The 18216-nt window shown below is 63.3% G+C and carries 19 protein-coding genes; 15 read left to right on the top strand and 4 right to left on the bottom strand.

Translation table 11 applies throughout. The annotated features are described in order from the left end of the window. Positions 1-95: 95 nt before the first annotated feature. The gene (gene mgrA / locus FJ930_RS05785) at positions 96-1142 is read left to right on the top strand and encodes an L-glyceraldehyde 3-phosphate reductase (RefSeq protein WP_141835777.1); all 1047 of its coding nucleotides are present in this window, start codon (positions 96-98) and stop codon (positions 1140-1142) included. Positions 1143-1152: 10 nt separating this feature from the next. Here mgrA and FJ930_RS05780 read toward each other — a convergent pair whose 3' ends face one another. Then, positions 1153-1350: a hypothetical protein gene (locus FJ930_RS05780; protein WP_181763290.1), complete on the bottom strand. Its 198-nt coding sequence runs from the start codon at positions 1348-1350 to the stop codon at positions 1153-1155. Positions 1351-1591: 241 nt separating this feature from the next. Here FJ930_RS05780 and FJ930_RS05775 point away from each other — a divergent pair, with 241 nt between their 5' ends. Continuing rightward, positions 1592-1996, top strand: coding sequence for a Fur family transcriptional regulator (locus tag FJ930_RS05775; RefSeq protein WP_141835770.1), 405 nt, complete (start codon positions 1592-1594; stop codon positions 1994-1996). A gap of 296 nt (positions 1997-2292) precedes the next feature. Here the strand turns inward: FJ930_RS05775 and polA are convergent, their stop codons facing one another. Then, positions 2293-5247: a DNA polymerase I gene (gene polA / locus FJ930_RS05770; protein WP_181763288.1), complete on the bottom strand. Its 2955-nt coding sequence runs from the start codon at positions 5245-5247 to the stop codon at positions 2293-2295. A 420-nt stretch (positions 5248-5667) separates the two neighbouring features. On the opposite strand from polA, the gene FJ930_RS05765 reads away from it, so the two are divergent. The 11 genes from FJ930_RS05765 (at position 5668) to FJ930_RS05725 (ending at position 13416) form a co-directional block, all read left to right on the top strand. Then, positions 5668-7053 carry a M20/M25/M40 family metallo-hydrolase gene (locus FJ930_RS05765; RefSeq protein WP_141835767.1) on the top strand — a complete coding sequence of 462 codons (1386 nt, stop codon included), beginning with the start codon at positions 5668-5670 and terminating at the stop codon, positions 7051-7053. Between the two features lie 79 nt (positions 7054-7132). Then, on the top strand, positions 7133-7753 hold the full coding sequence (locus FJ930_RS05760) for a ribonuclease D (RefSeq protein ID WP_140744920.1): 621 nt from the start codon (positions 7133-7135) through the stop codon (positions 7751-7753). Positions 7754-7837: 84 nt separating this feature from the next. Continuing rightward, positions 7838-8041, top strand: a complete 204-nt coding sequence (locus FJ930_RS05755) for a hypothetical protein (protein ID WP_141835764.1) — start codon at positions 7838-7840, stop codon at positions 8039-8041. A 110-nt stretch (positions 8042-8151) separates the two neighbouring features. Continuing rightward, complete coding sequence (locus FJ930_RS05750; RefSeq protein WP_141835761.1) at positions 8152-8406, top strand: GlsB/YeaQ/YmgE family stress response membrane protein; 255 nt, start codon at positions 8152-8154, stop codon at positions 8404-8406. Between the two features lie 139 nt (positions 8407-8545). Continuing rightward, positions 8546-8692: a hypothetical protein gene (locus FJ930_RS05745; RefSeq protein ID WP_141835948.1), complete on the top strand. Its 147-nt coding sequence runs from the start codon at positions 8546-8548 to the stop codon at positions 8690-8692. 49 nt (positions 8693-8741) lie between these two features. Beyond that, a complete protein-coding gene (locus FJ930_RS29985; RefSeq protein WP_181763283.1) occupies positions 8742-8903 on the top strand; it encodes a hypothetical protein in 162 nt (53 codons plus the stop codon). After that, complete coding sequence (locus FJ930_RS29980) at positions 8900-9037, top strand: hypothetical protein (RefSeq protein ID WP_181173258.1); 138 nt, start codon at positions 8900-8902, stop codon at positions 9035-9037. Before FJ930_RS29985 ends, FJ930_RS29980 begins: the two co-directional genes overlap by 4 nt. A gap of 255 nt (positions 9038-9292) precedes the next feature. Next, positions 9293-9487, top strand: coding sequence for a hypothetical protein (locus FJ930_RS05740; protein WP_246676811.1), 195 nt, complete (start codon positions 9293-9295; stop codon positions 9485-9487). 114 nt (positions 9488-9601) lie between these two features. Beyond that, positions 9602-9985: a hypothetical protein gene (locus FJ930_RS05735; protein WP_140744915.1), complete on the top strand. Its 384-nt coding sequence runs from the start codon at positions 9602-9604 to the stop codon at positions 9983-9985. 339 nt (positions 9986-10324) lie between these two features. Next, positions 10325-12583: a transglycosylase domain-containing protein gene (locus FJ930_RS05730; protein WP_141835758.1), complete on the top strand. Its 2259-nt coding sequence runs from the start codon at positions 10325-10327 to the stop codon at positions 12581-12583. A gap of 80 nt (positions 12584-12663) precedes the next feature. Next, positions 12664-13416, top strand: coding sequence for an SDR family oxidoreductase (locus FJ930_RS05725; protein ID WP_140744913.1), 753 nt, complete (start codon positions 12664-12666; stop codon positions 13414-13416). A 164-nt stretch (positions 13417-13580) separates the two neighbouring features. Here FJ930_RS05725 and FJ930_RS05720 read toward each other — a convergent pair whose 3' ends face one another. Together FJ930_RS05720 and FJ930_RS05715 are read right to left on the bottom strand one after the other, a co-directional pair. Next, a complete protein-coding gene (locus FJ930_RS05720) occupies positions 13581-15407 on the bottom strand; it encodes a cation:proton antiporter (protein WP_141835755.1) in 1827 nt (608 codons plus the stop codon). A gap of 217 nt (positions 15408-15624) precedes the next feature. After that, positions 15625-16074, bottom strand: a complete 450-nt coding sequence (locus FJ930_RS05715) for a host attachment protein (RefSeq protein ID WP_141835752.1) — start codon at positions 16072-16074, stop codon at positions 15625-15627. A 380-nt stretch (positions 16075-16454) separates the two neighbouring features. Here FJ930_RS05715 and cysG point away from each other — a divergent pair, with 380 nt between their 5' ends. Together cysG and FJ930_RS05705 are read left to right on the top strand one after the other, a co-directional pair. Then, a complete protein-coding gene (cysG, locus tag FJ930_RS05710) occupies positions 16455-17900 on the top strand; it encodes a siroheme synthase CysG (protein WP_141835750.1) in 1446 nt (481 codons plus the stop codon). Beyond that, positions 17897-18190 (top strand): DUF2849 domain-containing protein, encoded by a 294-nt coding sequence (locus FJ930_RS05705; RefSeq protein WP_141835747.1) that lies wholly within the window; start codon positions 17897-17899, stop codon positions 18188-18190. The genes cysG and FJ930_RS05705 overlap by 4 nt, the downstream gene beginning before the upstream one ends. Positions 18191-18216 lie beyond the last annotated feature (26 nt).

Raw genomic sequence — 18216 nt, 5'->3', positions numbered from 1 at the left:
CCCCGTTTGCGCGGGGAGAGGTTAAAGGGTGGGCGTAGGGCTGGTCGTTGCATTCGCAATTGCCGCGCCCGTCCGTTTCAGATCGAGGATTCCCCATGCCTTACGTACCCGCCGAAAACCGCTACGAAAAAATGATCTACAACCGCTGCGGACGGTCCGGCCTCAAGCTGCCGGCGATCTCGCTGGGGCTGTGGCACAATTTCGGCGACGACACGCCGCACCGGACCAAGCAGGCGATCGCCCGCAAGGCTTTCGACCTCGGCATCACCCATTTCGACCTCGCCAACAATTACGGGCCGCCGCCCGGGTCGGCCGAGACCGCTTTCGGCGAGATCCTGCGCACCGATTTCGCCTCCCATCGCGACGAGCTGATCATCTCGACCAAGGCCGGCTATGAAATGTGGGCCGGTCCCTATGGCGAATGGGGCGGGCGCAAATACATGCTGGCCAGCCTCGACCAGAGCCTCAAGCGGATGGGGCTGGATTATGTCGACATCTTCTATTCGCACCGCTTCGATCCCGATACGCCGCTGGAAGAAACCATGGGCGCGCTCGACCATGCGGTGCGTTCGGGCAAGGCGCTCTATGCCGGTATCTCTTCCTACAATTCGCAGCGCACCCGCGAAGCCGCCGACATATTGAGACAGCTCGGCACGCCATGCATCATCCACCAGCCGAGCTATTCGATGCTGAACCGCTGGGTCGAGGAAGACGGCCTGCTCGATACGCTTGAGGGGCTCGGCGTCGGCTCCATCGTGTTCTCGCCGCTGGCCCAAGGCATGCTGACCGACAAATATCTCGGCGGCATCCCTGAAGGCAGCCGTGCTTCCCAGGGCAAGTCGCTGAAGACAGCCTTCATCAACGCCCGCACTATTGCCAACATCAAGGCACTCAACGCCATCGCCGGCAGGCGCGGCCAGACGCTGGCGCAGATGGCGCTGGCCTGGGTGCTACGCAGAGGCAAGGTGACGTCGGCATTGATCGGCGCAAGCCGGCCGGAACAGGTCGAGGATTGCGTCGGGGCGCTGAGGGTGCTCGATTTCAGCGATGCCGAACTGGCGGAGATCGATGGCTACGCACGCGAGTCCGACATCAATCTGTGGGCGGCTTCCGCGGAACGCAACGGCCCGCCAAGGAAATAGCCGGAGCCGGCTAACAAAAGCCGGCGGATCGCTCCCGCCGGCCTTGTTGATGACAGAGGCCGGGCCAGTGCGCCTTCGGCCTGATCATGTTGCTGGTCAACGGGTCAGTCATGGTGCGCGGTGCCGCCAGCGCCCGGAACGAAACCGTGCCCGCAGCCATCAGCGCGGACGTGCCGACAAGCAGCGTGCGGCGTGTCAATTTGAACATAGCGCCTCCCGAAGCCCGATCGAACTTCCCAAGCGAGGCCACCTCGTCGAGGACCCTGTCAGTATTTTGAATGTCGCTTCGCCATCAATCCTGCCATCACCCTTGTGCAGTCACGTCATCGATCGACCGGGACAACAACAGAAGAGTAGCAAAGACGACGGTTCGTCGCTATCTGAATGGGATCAGGCCGTTTGCACCGGCAAACAGCCTGCGGATGGCGCGGGAAAGTTGGAACGGGACCATGGCGGCAAGGGATGTGCTGACTAAGAACCAGTTGTGCGTGCTCGAAAAGCTCGAGACCGCCAGCGGGCCGCTCAGCGCCTACACCTTGCTCGATCAACTGCGTGAACGCGGTTTCCGCGCGCCGCTTCAAGTCTATCGCGCGCTCGACACGCTGGTGAAATCAGGCTTCGTGCACAGGCTGGAAAGCATCAACTCCTTCGTCGCCTGCGCCGACCCGCACGACCACAGCCATTCGATGACCGCTTTCGCCATCTGCGACAGCTGCGGGCAGGTGAGCGAAATGTCCGACCATGATGTTGGACACCGACTGGACGAATGGGTGCGTTCCACCGGCTTCGCCGCCAAGAAGGCGGTGATCGAGTTTCGGGGCGTATGTGCCAAGTGCCGGGCCGAGGCGGCGTAAGCCTTCGCTTCGTCATACTAGGGCGAAGCAAGGAGCGAAGCGACGCGCGCAGACCCTAGAGCCGGATGATTTCAGGTCGAGTCGACCTGAAATCTGAATCCGTCTCTAAATCAAAAAGTTAGAGCATGATGTCGTCCGAAAACCGCTTCACACTTTTCGGCATCATGCTCTAGTATCCATGCCGTGACATCGACGTGTCGCTACGATGCAGAACTCGAGTTCTGCTCCGCCGTGTTTTTCAACTGAGGTCACGGAATGGATCCTCGGGTTAAGCCCGAGGATGACGAAGTTTGCGCTTAATGCGCCTCATCCCAATTATTCGCCGCTCGCGCATCGACGTGCAGCGGCACCGACATCGATACCGCCGGCATCGCCGCGTTTTCCATGACGTGGCGCACGACGGGAATCGTCGCTTCGACCTCCGCCTCCACCGTCTCGAAGATCAGTTCGTCATGCACTTGCAGGAGCATGCGGGCTGACAGCTTTGCCTTCTCCAGCGCTTCCTCCATGCGCACCATGGCGCGGCGGATGATGTCGGCGGCGGTGCCCTGCAGGCGGGCATTGATCGAGGCGCGCTCGTTGAACGCGCGGATCGACGGGTTCGAGGACCTTATATCCGGATAATGGATGCGGCGGCCGAAGATCGTCTCGACGAAGCCGTGCTCGCGGGCATAGGCCTTGGTCTCCTCGATATAGTCGCGGATGCCGGGGAAGCGCTCGAAGTACTTCTTGATATAGTTGCTGGCTTCCTCGCGCGGGATCGACAGCTGGTTGGCGAGGCCAAAGGCCGAGATGCCGTAGATGATGCCGAAATTGATCGCCTTGGCGCGGCGGCGGATTTCCGAGGGCATGCCCTCCACCGGCACGTTGAACATTTCCGAGGCGGTGATGGCGTGGATGTCCGCCCCATCGGCGAAGGCCTGCCGCAGCTGCGGGATTTCGGCGACATGGGCAAGCACGCGCAGTTCGATCTGGCTGTAGTCGGCCGAGACCAGGCGGTTGCCCTTGTCGGCGATGAAGGCGGTCCTGATCTTGCGGCCTTCGGCGGTACGCACCGGGATGTTCTGCAGGTTGGGCTCGGAGGATGACAGCCGGCCCGTCGTGGTCGCGGCCAGCGCGTAGGAGGTGTGGACACGTTTGGTGTCCTGATGGATGAAGCCCGGCAGCGCGTCGGTGTAGGTCGATTTCAGCTTGGTCAGCTGGCGCCAGTCGACGATCTTGCGCGGCAGTTCGTGGCCTTCGGCGGCAAGGTCTTCCAGAAGCTGTGCCGAAGTCGACCACTGGCCAGTCTTGGTTTTCGAGCCGCCTGGCAGGCCCATGCGGCCGAACAGGATGTCGCCGAGCTGCTTGGGCGAGCCGATGTTGATGCGCTCGCCGATGAGCTGGTAGATTTCCTCCTCGAGCCGGGCAGCGCCTTGTGCGAGTTCGCCCGACAGCCGCGACAGGATCTGCCGGTCGACGGAGATGCCGCGCTGTTCCATGCGGGCCAGTACAGGCACCAGCGGCCGCTCCAGCCGCTCATAGACCGAGACCAGGCCCTTGGCCGCAAGCCGGGGCTTCAGTACCAGCCAGAGCCGCAGCGTCACATCGGCGTCCTCGGCGGCATGGGCGGTCGCCTTGTCGATGCCGACCTGGTCGAAACCGACCGAGCTTTTGCCGGAGCCGGTCACATCCTTGATCTGGAGGGGTGAGTGACCAAGCCATTTCTCGGCAAGCGCGTCCATGCCGTGACCATGCGGGGTGCCGGCGTCAAGCACGTAGGAGATCAGCATGGTGTCGTCGAACGGTGCGACATCGATGCCATAGCGGCTCATGATGACCAGATCGTATTTCAGGTTCTGCGCGATCTTGAGGACCGACCTGTCTTCGAGCAGCGGCTTCAGCAGCGCCAGCGCTTCGCGAAGAGCAATCTGGTTCTCAAGCATGCCGCCGCCCAGCAGATCGCCGTTGCCGCTCCTGTGGGCGAAGGGGATGTAGGCGGCGCGGCCGGGCGCCGTGGCTATTGCCATGCCAATCAGTTCGGCCTGCATCGGGTCGGGCGAGGTCGCCCTGGCGTCGAAGGCGACGATGCCGGTCTCCCGCGCCTCGGCGATCCAGGCCTTCAGCGTCGCGATATCGCGGACGCAATGATAGGCCGACGTGTCGATCTTGTGCGTCGCCGCGCCCTCCAGCCGCAGCGCGGAGAGCAGGGAAGGGGTGTCCCCCTGCTTAGGTGTCTCTGTCGTCGGTGTAGCAGTTGCGTCTGCCTCTGGCCCGGCCCCGTCTCGGGCAACGATCGGTGTCCCCGCGCCCACATCGGGCCCGTGCGCGGCATCGGCGCGCTCGACGGTCACCGCGACGGCCTGGACGTCGCCGGCCTCGGTGCCGGTCGCTTCCGCCACGCGGCGGGTCAGCGAGGAGAATTCCATGGTCTTGAGGAAGCCGATCAGCTTCGGCCCGTCAGGGGCATGAAGCACGAAATCGTCCAGGCCCTCGGTCACCGGCACGTCGTTCTTCAGCGTCACCAGCTGGCGCGAAATGCGCGCTTTGTCGGCATTAGCGATGATCGTTTCGCGCCTCTTGTCCTGCTTGATCTCGCCGGCGCGGGCGAGCAGCCCATCGAGGTCGCCGAACTGCTCCAGCAACTGCGCTGCCGTCTTCGGCCCGATGCCAGGCACACCCGGAACATTGTCGACGGAGTCGCCGGTAAGTGCTTGCAGGTCGACCATCTTTTCCGGCGGCACGCCCCATTTCTCGATCACCTCGGGGATGCCGATCTGGCGGTCCTTCATCGGGTCGTACATGCCGACCGTATCGCCGACCAGCTGCATCAGGTCCTTGTCGGAGGAGATGATGGTGGTGTCGCCGCCGACCTCGCAAGCCAGCCGGCAATAGGTGGCGATCAGGTCGTCGGCCTCGAAACCCTCCATCTCGATGCAAGGCAGGTTGAACGCCTTGGTTGCCTGGCGGATCAGGCCGAATTGCGGGATCAGATCCTCCGGCGGCGCCGAACGGTTGGCCTTGTATTCGGGGTAGAGGTCGTTGCGGAAGGTTTTCGAGGAATAGTCGAAGATGACCGCGAAATGCGTGGGTACAATGCCCACATCAGTGTTGCGGGCATCCTGCATCAGCTTCCACAGCATATTGCAGAAACCGGAAACGGCACCGACCGGAAGGCCGTCGGACTTGCGGGTCAGCGGCGGCAGTGCGTGATACGCGCGGAAGATGTAGCCGGAGCCGTCGACAAGGAAAAGATGATCGCCTTTTTTCATGCCGGCAGGGATAGCGCGGCGCGATGGCTTGGTCCATGCCAAAGACATCGCCAGGGATCGGTTCCGTCAATACCCTGACAGATCGGGGTTATACCGGGCCGCTCACGAGCACGTTACAAAAGTGTAACGTTGGTGCCCTTGAATCGCCACGTTCACAGACCCAAATACATGCCATCGGCAGTTTTCGCCGAAGTCCGGAGCAAGGCCCGTCCCCCGCCTATCCCGGGCAACTGCGGCAGCCTATCCCCCTCTCCGGGCTGCCGCATCGTTTCGAGTAAAAGGCCGCCGTGGTTCCCCCTCCACCACGGCGGCATTTTTTTGCCTTGCGGCGACCGTATCGGGTCTTGGTCCAATCGTCCCGGCTTTTCGTTTCGCCGCTCTGCCTTTACGGTTCCGGCACTGAATCGAAAGGCTTCGCAAATGTCCGCAGTTTCCTCCGTACTCGACCGTCTCGACCAAAATCTCGACCAGAGCCTGGAACGGCTGTTCGGCCTGCTCAGGATCAAGTCGATCTCCACCGATCCGGCCTATGCCGCCGACTGCCGCAAGGCGGCGGACTGGCTGGTGGCGGAGCTTAAGCTGATCGGCTTCGACGCCAGCGTGCGCGACACGCCCGGCCATCCGATGGTGGTTGCGCATCATGACGGGCCTGCCGGCGCGCCGCATGTGCTGTTCTACGGCCACTACGATGTGCAGCCGGTCGACCCGATCGAACTGTGGGAAAACGATCCATTCGCGCCTGATGTCAAGGAGGTCGGACCCGACCACAAGGTGATCACCGGGCGTGGCTCGGCCGATGACAAGGGCCAATTGATGACCTTTGTCGAGGCGTGCCGCGCCTGGAAGCAGGTGCACGGCAATTTGCCGTGCCGCGTCACTATTCTCTTCGAGGGTGAGGAGGAATCCGGTTCACCTTCGCTGAAGCCTTTCCTCGAAGCCAATGCCGAGGAACTCAAGGCCGATTTCGCGCTGGTCTGCGATACCAGTATGTGGGACCGCGAAACGCCATCGATCTGCGTTGGGCTGCGCGGGCTGGTTGGTGAGGAGATCACGGTCAAGGCCGCCGACCGCGACCTGCATTCGGGCCTCTATGGCGGGGCCGCGGCCAACCCGATCCGCATCCTGGCCAAGGTGCTGGCCGACATCCACGACAAGGACGGCCACATCACCATTCCGGGTTTCTACGACGGCGTCGAGGAGACACCGACGCAGGTGCTGAAATCATGGGAGACGCTCGGCGAGACGGCCGAGACCTTCCTTGGGCCTGTCGGCCTGTCTATCCCATCGGGCGAAAAGGGACGTTCGGTGCTGGAACTGACCTGGGCGCGGCCGACTGCCGAATTCAACGGCATCATCGGTGGCTATACCGGCAAGGGATTCAAGACCGTGATCGCGGCGGAAGCATCGGCGAAAGTGTCCTTCCGCCTCGTCCACAAGCAGGATCCCAAGAAGATCCGCGCCACCTTCCAGCAATTCGTCAAGGAGCGCATTCCGGCCGACTGTTCGGTCGAATTCCACGCCCATGGCGGTTCGCCGGCAATCCAGCTTTCCTACGACTCGCCGTTCCTGGCGAAGGCCAAGACCGCGCTGTCGGATGAATGGCCGAAGCCGGCGGTGACGACCGGCAGCGGCGGCTCGATCCCCGTGGTGGGCGACTTCCAGACCTATCTCGGCATGGAATCGCTGCTGGTCGGCTTCGGCCTCGACGACGACCGCATCCATTCGCCCAACGAGAAATACGAACTCAGTTCTTTCCACAAGGGCCAGCGTTCCTGGGCGCGCATTCTCGACGCGCTGACGCGCTGAGCCGCGGAAAAGCAAGTTTTCTTGTTGATTTTTCACCGGATCGCGGCAAGGACGGGTAACGCCGCGACCGGAGAAGACAATGGCCGATATCCGTTTCCACAAAAATGACCTGCCCGACCTTTCGCATTACAATGTCGGGGCGGTGGCCATCGATACCGAGACGCTGGGGCTGAACCCGCATCGCGACCGGCTCTGCGTGGTGCAGATATCGCCGGGCGACGGCACCGCCGACGTCATCCAGATCGCACCGGGCCAGAAGAAGGCGCCGAACCTCGTCAGCCTGCTGAGGAGCCGCAACATCACCAAGCTGTTCCACTACGGGCGCTTCGACCTGGCCGTGCTCTACAATGCGTTCGGGGTGATGCCCGAGCCTGTGTTCTGCACCAAGATCGCCTCGCGGCTGACCCGCACCTATACCGACCGGCACGGGCTGAAGGACATCTGCTTCGAGCTTCTCGGCGTCGGCCTGTCCAAGGCGCAGCAATCGTCCGACTGGGCGGCCGAAACGCTGTCGCCCGAACAGCTCGAATATGCCGCTTCCGACGTGCTCTACCTGCATCGGTTGCGTGAGGTGCTGGCCGGAAGGCTGGCGCGCGAGGGGCGCACAAAGGAGGCCGATGCCTGCTTCCGCTTCCTGCCGACACGCGCCAAGCTTGACCTGATGGGCTGGGGCGAGGAGGATATTTTCGCCCATAGCTGAGGGCCCCGGCGACGATCCGCGCCCGACGGCGGTTTGGAACCAGATGCCGGCCGTGGCGTTCTGCCGGCTGGAAAAGGGGATGACATGACCGACCGTAAGCCGATATCGACCGCACCGACCGACGGTTCCAAGGTCACCGTCACCTGGAAGGACAGCGACGGCGTAATCAACGAATCCATCGCGCAGTACCGCGACGACGGCTGGTGGGTCTATACCGACAGCCACACGCAAAAGAAGGTCGAACCGACCAGCTGGCGGCCTGCTGCCGGCGACGATGACGACCAGTGAGCGTACCGCTGGCGAGGCCAGCTGCTTTCGAATAGCCTGAAGTCGTTGATATCGGGGCCGATTCGGAGCCTTCCGCTCCGCGCTCGCTCTCTTGCTCGGAGGAAATCGCTATGGGGGTCGAAAGCCTTCTCGTCTTCATCATCATTGGTGCCATCGCCGGCTGGCTCGCTGGCCTCATCGTGTCGGGTTTCGGCTTCGGCCTGATCGGCAACATCATCGTCGGCATCGTCGGCGCATTCATCGCCGGCTGGCTGTTCCCGCTGATCGGTTTCTCCATAGGCGGCGGCATCATCGCCTCTATCATCCATGCCATGATCGGCGCGATCATCCTTTTGGTGCTGGTCAGGGTCCTCAAGCGAGCCTAAGGCTCGAGACAACTGGAGCGGGTTCAGCGTTTGATAGAACTCGTTGAACCGCTCTAACTCTTTGTTTTTTACGGTTTTTACGCAATCCCGGACGGAAAACCGCTTCGCACTTTTCCTGGAATTGCTCTGGGGGCACGCCATGAAACAGAATACGCTCTACCTCATCATTGGCGCGCTCGCCGTCGTGGTCATCGCGCTCGGCGTCTACGTCTACCGCGAGCAGACCAGGCCCAAAGGCGTCGAACTCAAGATCGACGACAAGGGCATTTCGATCCAGCAGAACTGAGCCTGCGATCGGACCCTCTTGTCGTTTGATTTCCAGATGGCGGGCAGCCTTGACCGATAGACGCAACACGCCCTTCGTCAGGTTCGATCCCGGCGATTGCCTGGCCGACGACAACCCCAACAAATGCGTGACGGTGCGAAGCGAAGTGGAGGCCAGCAACGTTTTTGCGCTCGCCGCCGGCCATTGCCGGATGTCCGGGTCGTCGACATGAACGATGCTTTATGCGGCAAGCAAACCTGCGCCGCGGTCGTAGGCAACATCATTGTCTGGCGCGACTACCACCACATGACGGCGACCTACGCGCTGGCACTGGCGCCCTATCTGGCGAAGGCAGCGGGTCTCTAGCCGTTGAAACCTAGCAATGCCTGCATCGCGCTTGACCGTCGAGGGTGCCATCGGCTTAGTCAGCACCATCAATGCGGGGGCAAGCAGTCGCCAATGGGCCGGGGCAGCAGCACAGTTCTGGACCCTTTCCATCGTTCGATCTCTTGGGCGGGTCGCGAATGATCGCCGGGATCGACTTCAAAGCCAGCCAAGGGGCGCGGGCGGCGCTTTTGGCGATCGGCCGCACCGAGGACCTGCGCTTCTCCCCGGGGTCCCGTGCTCGACGAGGAGACCTTCCTGCGTGGCAGGGCCAATCCCGAGGAGGGCGGCCCGAAAGGCCTCGACATCGACCGGTCGAACAGCGTGATGGCGATCACACGCGAAGAGCGGACGCTGGCTTTCTTCTCGGTGCTCTCGATATTCGATGGCGCTGAAAATCGCCGGCAAGGCAGCGCCATCGCACCGGCGTAATGCCGAAAGAGAGACCGACCGGAGATGGAATTAGAATGACGGATCGAAGCTTCGGCGCTATGATGCCGGCATAGGGCGTTTGGGGCCAGCCAACCTAACGAACAGGAGGTTGCCATGAAGCACCAAACACTGGACCAACTGCATGCAGTGGCCGAAATTAGTATCACACAGCCGGTAATGAGCCGAACCCAGCGTCTCGTACGTTGGGCCGAACTTCTCGAACGTGCGCCCAGCCGGCTGCTCACGGCGCTTGCCGGAACCGAATACCGTGCACCGCCCGAGCGCAATGTCATGCGAGGCGATGGCTCGCCGATATCGGTTGCCTTTACGGACCCCATTTTGAAAGACGAGGGTCTGAAGGACGACAGTTATGGCGAAGCCAAGCGCTTCTTCGAGCTGACCGATCACCAACTGCATGAGATCGTCTGCTACTGCCATGTCGGCGAGGTGATGCAATCGTCCAGGGCCGCGCTTTCTGTCCGTGCGGCGATTGGTTGACGCATATCCACCAGGTGATCATCTGGGGAGGAATGAATTGGGGCGCGGTCGAATGCGACGCCGTATCTGCGATCGCGCCCTGACGGAGACCATGGCGTGACTGCGCATCAAAGGCTTGTCCGCTGCCGGATACTGGCGTTCCGACCAATGGTTCTGATCGGTCTCTCTCGTCGGACGCGACCGCCTGCCGGCGCCTGATCCGCAATCCCGGAAATGGACAGGCTGCCAAGCATTTGATTATCAATCGCTTTGAATTTTTCCGACTTAACCCGCCCTTAAATCGCCGCATCTACTCTTCAACCGAAGCGCCATAGGCACCGGGAACAGACAGCGCAGCGCATGGCGAACCGCAGAGACAGCCGCATCGAACCCAGCTTCGAGGGACCGCCACAGACGCGGTCCTCGGCCGGTCTTTCGGTGAGCGAGGAGGACCGCGTCGTGCCGAGCAACCGCAAAGCCTCCGCAAAACGCAAATCGTCGAAAGCGAAATCGTCGCGCGGCGGACGCGGCAGAAGCCGGCGTGGCCTGTTCGGCGTGCTTGGCCGGCTGTTCTACTGGTGCTTCGTCCTCGCCATCTGGGGCGGCATCGCGGTGGCGGGCGTCGTCATCTACTACGGCGCCAAGATGCCGGCGGCCACGACATGGTCGATCCCCGACCGCGCTCCCAACATCAAGATCGTCTCGGCCGATGGCCAGTTGCTCGCCAATCGCGGCATGAGCGGCGGCGAAGCCGTCGGCCTGCACGAAATGTCGCCCTATATCCCCGAGGCGGTGATCGCCATCGAGGACCGCCGCTTCTATTCGCATTTCGGTGTCGATCCGATTGGCCTGTCGCGCGCCATGGTGACCAACCTGCTCGGCAGGCATTTCTCGCAAGGCGGATCGACGCTGACCCAGCAATTGGCCAAGAACCTGTTCCTGAAGCCCGATCGTACGCTGGAGCGCAAGGTGCAGGAAGTGCTTCTGGCGCTGTGGCTGGAGCACAAGCACACCAAGGACCAGATCCTCGAAATGTACCTCAACCGGGTCTATTTCGGCTCCGGCGCCTTTGGCGTCGAGGCGGCTTCGCGGCGCTATTTCGGCAAGAGCGCGCGCGACGTCACCCTGTCGGAAGCGGCCCTGCTTGCAGGTCTCTTGAAGGCGCCGTCGCGGCTGTCGCCGGCGCGCGATCCGAAGGCCGCCGAGGAACGCTCGCAGCTCGTGCTCGCCGCCATGCGCGAGGAGGGCAAGATCAGTGAGAAGGAACTGAAGACGGCGCTCAGTGCTCCGGCGACACGCTCGCCATCCTACTGGACCGGCTCGGAAAACTATGTTGCCGACACCATCATGGAGGAGCTGCCCGACCTGATCGGCGACGTGCGCGGCGACATCGTCATCGACAGCACCGTCGACCTGAACCTGCAGAAGCTCGCCGAGAAGTCGATCCGCCGGCTGATCGACGACAGCGGCAAGAAGCTCAACGTCACCCAGGGCGCGCTCGTGTCGATCGACGATTCCGGTGCGGTGCGCGCCATGGTCGGCGGCTACGACTATTCGACCAGCCAGTTCGACCGCGCCTCGGAGGCACGTCGCCAACCAGGCTCGGCGTTCAAGCCGTTCGTCTATATGGCGGCCCTTGAGGCTGGCCGGACGCCCGACAGCGTGCGCAACGACGCGCCAATCAAGATCGGCAACTGGACGCCCGACAATTACGGCGGCAAGTACTTCGGCAAGGTCACTTTGGCGACCGCGCTGGCCAAGTCGCTGAACTCGGTTGCCGCGCAGCTGACCATGGAAGTCGGGCCGAACGCGGTGGTCGAGGCCGCGCATCGCATGGGCATCCAGTCCGACCTGCAGACCAACACATCGATCGCGCTCGGCACCTCGGAAGTGACGCCGCTGGAGTTGACCTCGGCCTATGTGCCTTTCGCCAATGGCGGCTACAAGCCCGACATCCACTTCATCCGCCGCATCACGACTGCGGACGGCAAGCTGATCTACGACGGCGGCGGCGGCAGCGCTCCGCGTGTGGTGAAACCCGAGATCGTCGGCATGATGAATTCGATGATGACTGGCACCGTCGAGATCGGCACCGCGAAGAAAGCGGCTTTCGCCTGGCCGTCGGCCGGCAAGACCGGCACCAGCCAGAATTCGCGCGATGCCTGGTTCGTCGGCTACACCGCCAATCTCACCACCGGTGTGTGGTTCGGCAATGATGACGGCACGGCGATGAAGAAGGTCACCGGCGGCGCGCTGCCGGCGCAGGCCTGGCACGAATTCATGGTCGCCGCGCATGAGGGTGTGCCGGTGCGGCCGCTGCCCGGCACCTGGAAATCGACACCGGCCGACACGATCGTGCCCGACGACATACCCTCGGCTGACAACAACCAGGTGGCACCGGTTCCATCGGCATCCGTTGGCCAGCAGCCGCCGTCCGCGCCGGCGCAACCGCCAGCCCGCGTCGCGCGGCCGGCCCAGACCGTCGATGCCGATGGCTTCAACATGCCGTCGGATGGCGGCGCCACCGCCTCTGTCGGGCATCCGGTGCCGCCAGGCAGCGTCGGCGGGCCGCTCAAGAAGCGGAAGACCTCGATTCTCGACATTCTGGGCGGCGGCTGACACTCTCATTCAAGCGGCGTCAATCCGCCTCTCGCCAGCGCCGCGGCGTTCGGCTACATCTCCGGCCCGGAGACCGCGACATGGCTGAACTCGACACCAGAAAGACCATCGTGCTGACCGGCGCCAGCCGGGGCATCGGCCATGCCACGGTCAAGCGTTTTTCGCGCGAGGGCTGGCGCGTGATCACCTGCTCGCGCCAGGCCTTTGCCGAGGATTGCCCGTGGCCGGCCGGCCCCGAGGATCACATCAAGGTCGACCTCGCCGACCAGGAAGATGTCGGCATCGCGGTCTCGGAAATCCGCCATCGGCTGGAATCGCATGGCGGCCAGCTGCACGCCTTGGTCAACAACGCCGGCATTTCGCCGAAGCTTAAGGACGGCAACGGCCGCATGGACTCGATCGACACGCCGATGCATGTCTGGCGTGACGTTTTCCAGGTGAATTTCTTCGCGCCGATCATGCTGGCGCGCGGCCTGTTCAAGGAGTTGGCGGCGGCGAAAGGATCGATCGTCAACGTCACCTCGATCGCCGGCACCCGCGTCCATCCGTTTGCCGGCACCGCCTACGCCACGTCGAAGGCGGCCCTCGGCTCGCTGACGCGCGAAATGGCGCATGATTTCGGCCCGCACGGCATCCGCGTCAACGCCATCGCGCCAGGCGAGATCGACACCGCCATCCTGTCACCGGGCACGGACAAGATCGTCGAGACCATTCCGCTCAGGCGCCTCGGCACCACGGCCGAGGTCGCCGACATCATCTTCTTCCTGTGCTCGGGGCAGGCGTCCTACGTGACCGGCTCGGAAATCCACATCAATGGCGGCCAGCACGTGTGAGCGAGCCGGCTCGTGGGTATGAGCGTTTCACGGAAACCAACATCGTTGGGTCGCTGCTGATTTATGAATGGGCTGCAAGCCTGAGCAATCGCCAGGCAGGCGAGATCCTGAATCGCATCGCTGAATTTATCGGCTCTTCCGGACATAGCTGATCGACGCCGGCCTCACGATTGTAAAGCAATAGGCGCGGCTCCCGCGCCTTCCGCCATGGCATCGCGAACTGGCTTTTGCCCGGCATGGTTGCCCAATACCTCTTCGACAATGCCACGCGCGATCTCGCGCTCGCCCATGATCACCGTGTCGGCGCCGAGCCCCTTGAGATGCTCGACCTCGGCATCGGAATGGGCGCGGGCGACGACGTTGATGTTGGGATTGGCGGCACGCGCCCGCAGGACGATCTGGCCGGCCTCGAACGCGTTGGGGATGGCGAGGATCAGCCGCCTGGCGCCTTCGGGATTGGCGGCCGCGAACACTTCGGCGTTGGCGGCATTGCCGGCCACGGTCTCGATATTGTCGGCTTTCAGCTTGGCCAGTGTCTTGTCGGCGTCCTCGATGACGAGGAAGGGCAGGGCCGCTTCCTTCAGCGCGGTGCCGACGAGACCGCCGACGCGGCCGTAGCCGATCAGGATGGCATGGCCGGTGAGTGTAGTCTTCGGTGGTGGGCCGTCTTCCTTTTGAAAAGTCGAGGCAACCGAGGCCACCTGGCCTGGTTCGGTCGCCGGACCGACCGGCTTTGTTTCCGCTGGCGCTGCCGTCCTGGCGGCACGAGCTTCCAGCCACGGCTTCATCCAGTCGATGACCAGGAACATCAACGGGTTGAGCACGATCGACAGGATGGCGCCGGCCAGGATCAGGTCGCGACCCTGTTCGGGCAGAAGTTTCAACCCGACGCCGAGTTCCGCCAGGATGAAGGAGAATTCGCCGATCTGGGCAAGGCTGGCCGAAATCATCAAGGCCGTGGCCAGGGGATAGCCGAAGGCGACGACGATGACGAACGCCGCCAGCGACTTGCCGATAACGATGATGGCGAGCGTGGCCAGGATCGGCAGTCCGTTGCTGATCAGGCTGAGCGGATCGAACAGCATGCCGACGGAGACGAAGAACAGCACCGAAAAGGCATCGCGCAGCGGCAGCGATTCTTCCGCCGCACGGTGGCTGAGCTCGGATTCGCTCATGATCATGCCAGCGAAGAAGGCGCCTAGCGCCAGCGAGACGCCGAACAGTTTTGCCGCTCCGAAGGCGACGCCGAGTGCGATTGCGAGCACCGAGAGACGGAACAGTTCGCGCGACCCTGTATGGGCGACATAGTGCAGGATCCAGGGGATGACCCTGCGGCCGACCACCAGCATGACGACGACGAAGGCCGCGACCTTGGCCAGCGTGATGCCGACGACGCCCCAGATGCCGTAGCTGGCCGGCAGCGAGAGCAGGCCGCTCGAATGCACATCCGCCTGCTCCTGGCCACCCAGCACACCGGCAAGCGCCGGCAGCAGCACCAGCGCCAGCACCATGGCCAGATCCTCGACGATCAGCCAGCCGACGGCGATGCGGCCGCGCTCGGTCTCGATCAGGCGGCGCTCCTGCAACGCACGCAGCAGCACCACGGTCGAGGCCACCGACAGCGCCAGGCCGAACACCACACCCGCGCCCATCGACCAGCCGAGCATCCAGGCAAGACCGATGCCGAGCAGCGTGGCAAAGCCGATCTGAACGATGGCGCCCGGCACGGCGATGGCGCGGACCGACAAAAGGTCCTTCAGCGAGAAATGCAAGCCGACGCCGAACATCAGCAGGATGACGCCGATTTCGGCCAGTTCATTGGCAAGGCTGGCATCGGCGACGAAGCCGGGCGTGTTCGGCCCGACCAGCACACCGGCTACGAGATAGCCGACCAGCGGCGGAATGCGGAAACGGTTGGCGAGAGCGCCGAAGACGAAAGCCAGCCCCAGACCGGCGACGATGGTGGCGATAAGGGGCGTGTCATGCGGCATTGTCTATGGAGCGCCTTTCAAGCTAGCGATGTCGGATGTGCGCCGCCCGGAGCCGTCGCCTGTTTCGCAATATGGTGGAAGGGGTGACGGTGGTGCAACCCGCAAGGGCGCGAAAATCGATGGCGGGGCGACAATTACCTGACCGGCAGCCGAAAAGCCGCCGGTCAGGCAAGGTCCGCGAGATGCTCGCCCCGATGGCCGGGTGTGTCGCCTTCCATCAGGCGGCCTGCAACAGGGCCTCGATCTCAGAGATGGCGTGGTTGGTCATGGTCTTTGGAATTTCAGCCGTCACCTTGTCTCCGACCTCCTTGTGCAGCTTCTTGCGCATGGTGCCGAGCACCACCGGCGGGGCGACGAGCACGATGCTGTCGAACTCACCGTCATGGGCGAGCTTGTAGAGCCGGGCCGCGATTTCTTCCGCGAAGCGCTCCTTGCCGATCCGGTGCCAGTCGGTATCCTCGACCGCACTGCGGTGCACGGACGGGCCGTCATTGTATCGGCCGGGACTGTCGCTTCCCTGTTCACGGGTGGGCGGGTTCTCCTGTTCCATCACCTGCACGACCTCAAGGTTCGGAAATTTGTTGTCGCCGGCATTCTTGAGCAAGAGCGCTTTTTCGCCGTCGGCCACCAGAACCCAGATGCCGTGCTTCAGTCTGATCGTATTCATGGGAAGCGCTCCTTGTTGAATAATTGACATATCGGGAACGCGTTTCGGCCCGGCAACGTTCCAACCGCCAAGGCGTACCAAAAATCTGTGCCGTGAACGCCGAACGCCAGGTTCATCAATGGATTACTTTAATCTACCGAATTGGTAGAATTAGAAAAAACAGTTTTGCCAGGCGAGGCGCCGGCGGCTAAAAGTCGCTGAAATCAAGTTCACGCCTGCGACTTGGCCCTGTCCAGAACCCGCATGGGGAATATTTTTCTCCTGCCTTTCGCAGTTGCGAAAAATCGATTGCCTGCCATCACAGGATGCGCGAGTGGTTTGCTTCTGGTTTTTCGCGCCCGGGCGTAAAACCGCGATACTGTTCCCGGATTGCGTTTCACATGCCGCAGGTCAATGCCAAGCTCAACGCCTTTCCCGTCTTCGTGCGGGTCGAAGGCGAAGCCGTGGCCATTGTCGGCGGCGGCGAGCAAGCCCTGGCCAAGGCGCGGCTGATCGAACAGTCGAGCGCGGTCCTGCGCATCATCGCCCAAAATGCCGAACCGGATCTGCTTGCCTTCATCGCCCAGTCCGGTGCCAGCCATATCGCGGCAGTTTACGATGCCTCGCAGCTCGACGGCGCGGTCATGGTGTTTGCCGCCAGCGGCGATGACACGCTTGACCGCCGCGTCGCCGCGGATGCGCGCCGGCTGGGTCTTCCGGTCAATGCCGTCGACCGGCCGGAGCTCTGCGATTTCTTCACCCCCGCGCTGGTCAATCGCGCGCCAGTCGCCATCGCCATCGGTACCGAAGGGGCAGGCCCGGTGCTTGCCCAGATGCTGCGCAGCCGCATCGACCGCATGCTGTCGCCGTCGTTCGGTCGGCTGGCGGCGCTCGCTGCGTCGTTCCGTACCGCCGCCGAGAGACTGCCCAAAGGCAATATTCGTCGCCGGTTCTGGAGCGACTTCTTCGGCGGTGCGCCGGCGCGTGCCATCGAGGCTGGCGAGCTTTCGCGGGCGTATGAGGCGGCGACTGATCTGCTCCTGTCGAACGCGCCGGCTTCGGGGCACATCGCGCTGGTTGGCGCCGGCCCGGGCGCCGAGGATCTGCTGACGCTGCGGGCGCATCGCCTGCTGATGGAGGCCGATGTCATCGTCCATGACGCGCTGGTGCCGGAGTCGGTTATCGCCATGGGCCGACGCGATGCCGAGCGCCTGGCAGTCGGAAAACGCAAGGGCTGCCATACCAAGAGCCAGGCCGAAATCAATGCGCTGCTGGTGGAACTTGGCCGCCAGGGCAAGCGGGTGGTGCGGCTGAAGTCGGGCGATCCGCTGGTGTTCGGCCGCGCCGGCGAGGAGATGGCGGCACTGCGTGACGCCGGTATCGCCTATGAGGTGGTTCCGGGTGTCACCGCGGCCTTCGCCGCCGCCGCCGATTTCGAGCTGCCGCTGACCTTGCGCGGTGTCTCCTCGTCGATGGTTTTCACCACCGGCCACGATCTCAAGGGCAATTCGCTGCCGGACTGGGCCAAGCTCGCGATTTCCGGTGCCACGGTTGCCGTCTATATGGGCCGCTCGGTCGCGGCCGAGGTTGCCGGCCGGCTGATCGAGGCCGGCCTTTCGCCGGATACGGCGGTCGCCGTGGTCGAGAATGCCAGTCTTGCCAACCGCCGCCGTTTCCACGGCACGCTGGCCGATCTGCCGTCGCTGGAAGCACGGGCCGATCTTTCCGGCCCGGTCATGACCATTATCGGCGACGCTGTCGCCGGTGCCAATTTCGAGCGATCAGAGCCGCTCGCGGCACACAGGGTTGCAGGTGCGTCCGTCGCTGCCGAAGGAGTTCAGCCATGAAGATCTTGACTGCCAATCGTCTCGGCGATGGCATTGCCGTGTGGTACGCCGATGGCGGCTGGGCCGAGACGGTGGATCAGGCGGACCCTGCCCACGATAAGGCGGCCGAGGATCGCCTGGAGGCGATCGGCGCCAGGGCGTTTGCCGCCAACGAGGTGGTCGACGTCAACCTGATCGACGCGGAAGTCGTTGACCGCGTTGTCGAGCCCGTGCGGCTGCGTGAGAAGATCCGCGCCGCGGGCCCGACCATCCGTGGCGACCTCGGCAAGCAGGCCGAGCGGGCAGCCTAGTCGGAATACCAAGTGAAACGGGCGGA

This window comes from Mesorhizobium sp. B2-4-15 (assembly GCF_006658505.1).
Classification (GTDB): Bacteria; Pseudomonadota; Alphaproteobacteria; order Rhizobiales; family Rhizobiaceae; genus Mesorhizobium.
The sequence above is the reverse complement of the archived record's forward strand: the minus strand, read 5'-3'. Positions and strand labels throughout refer to the sequence as shown.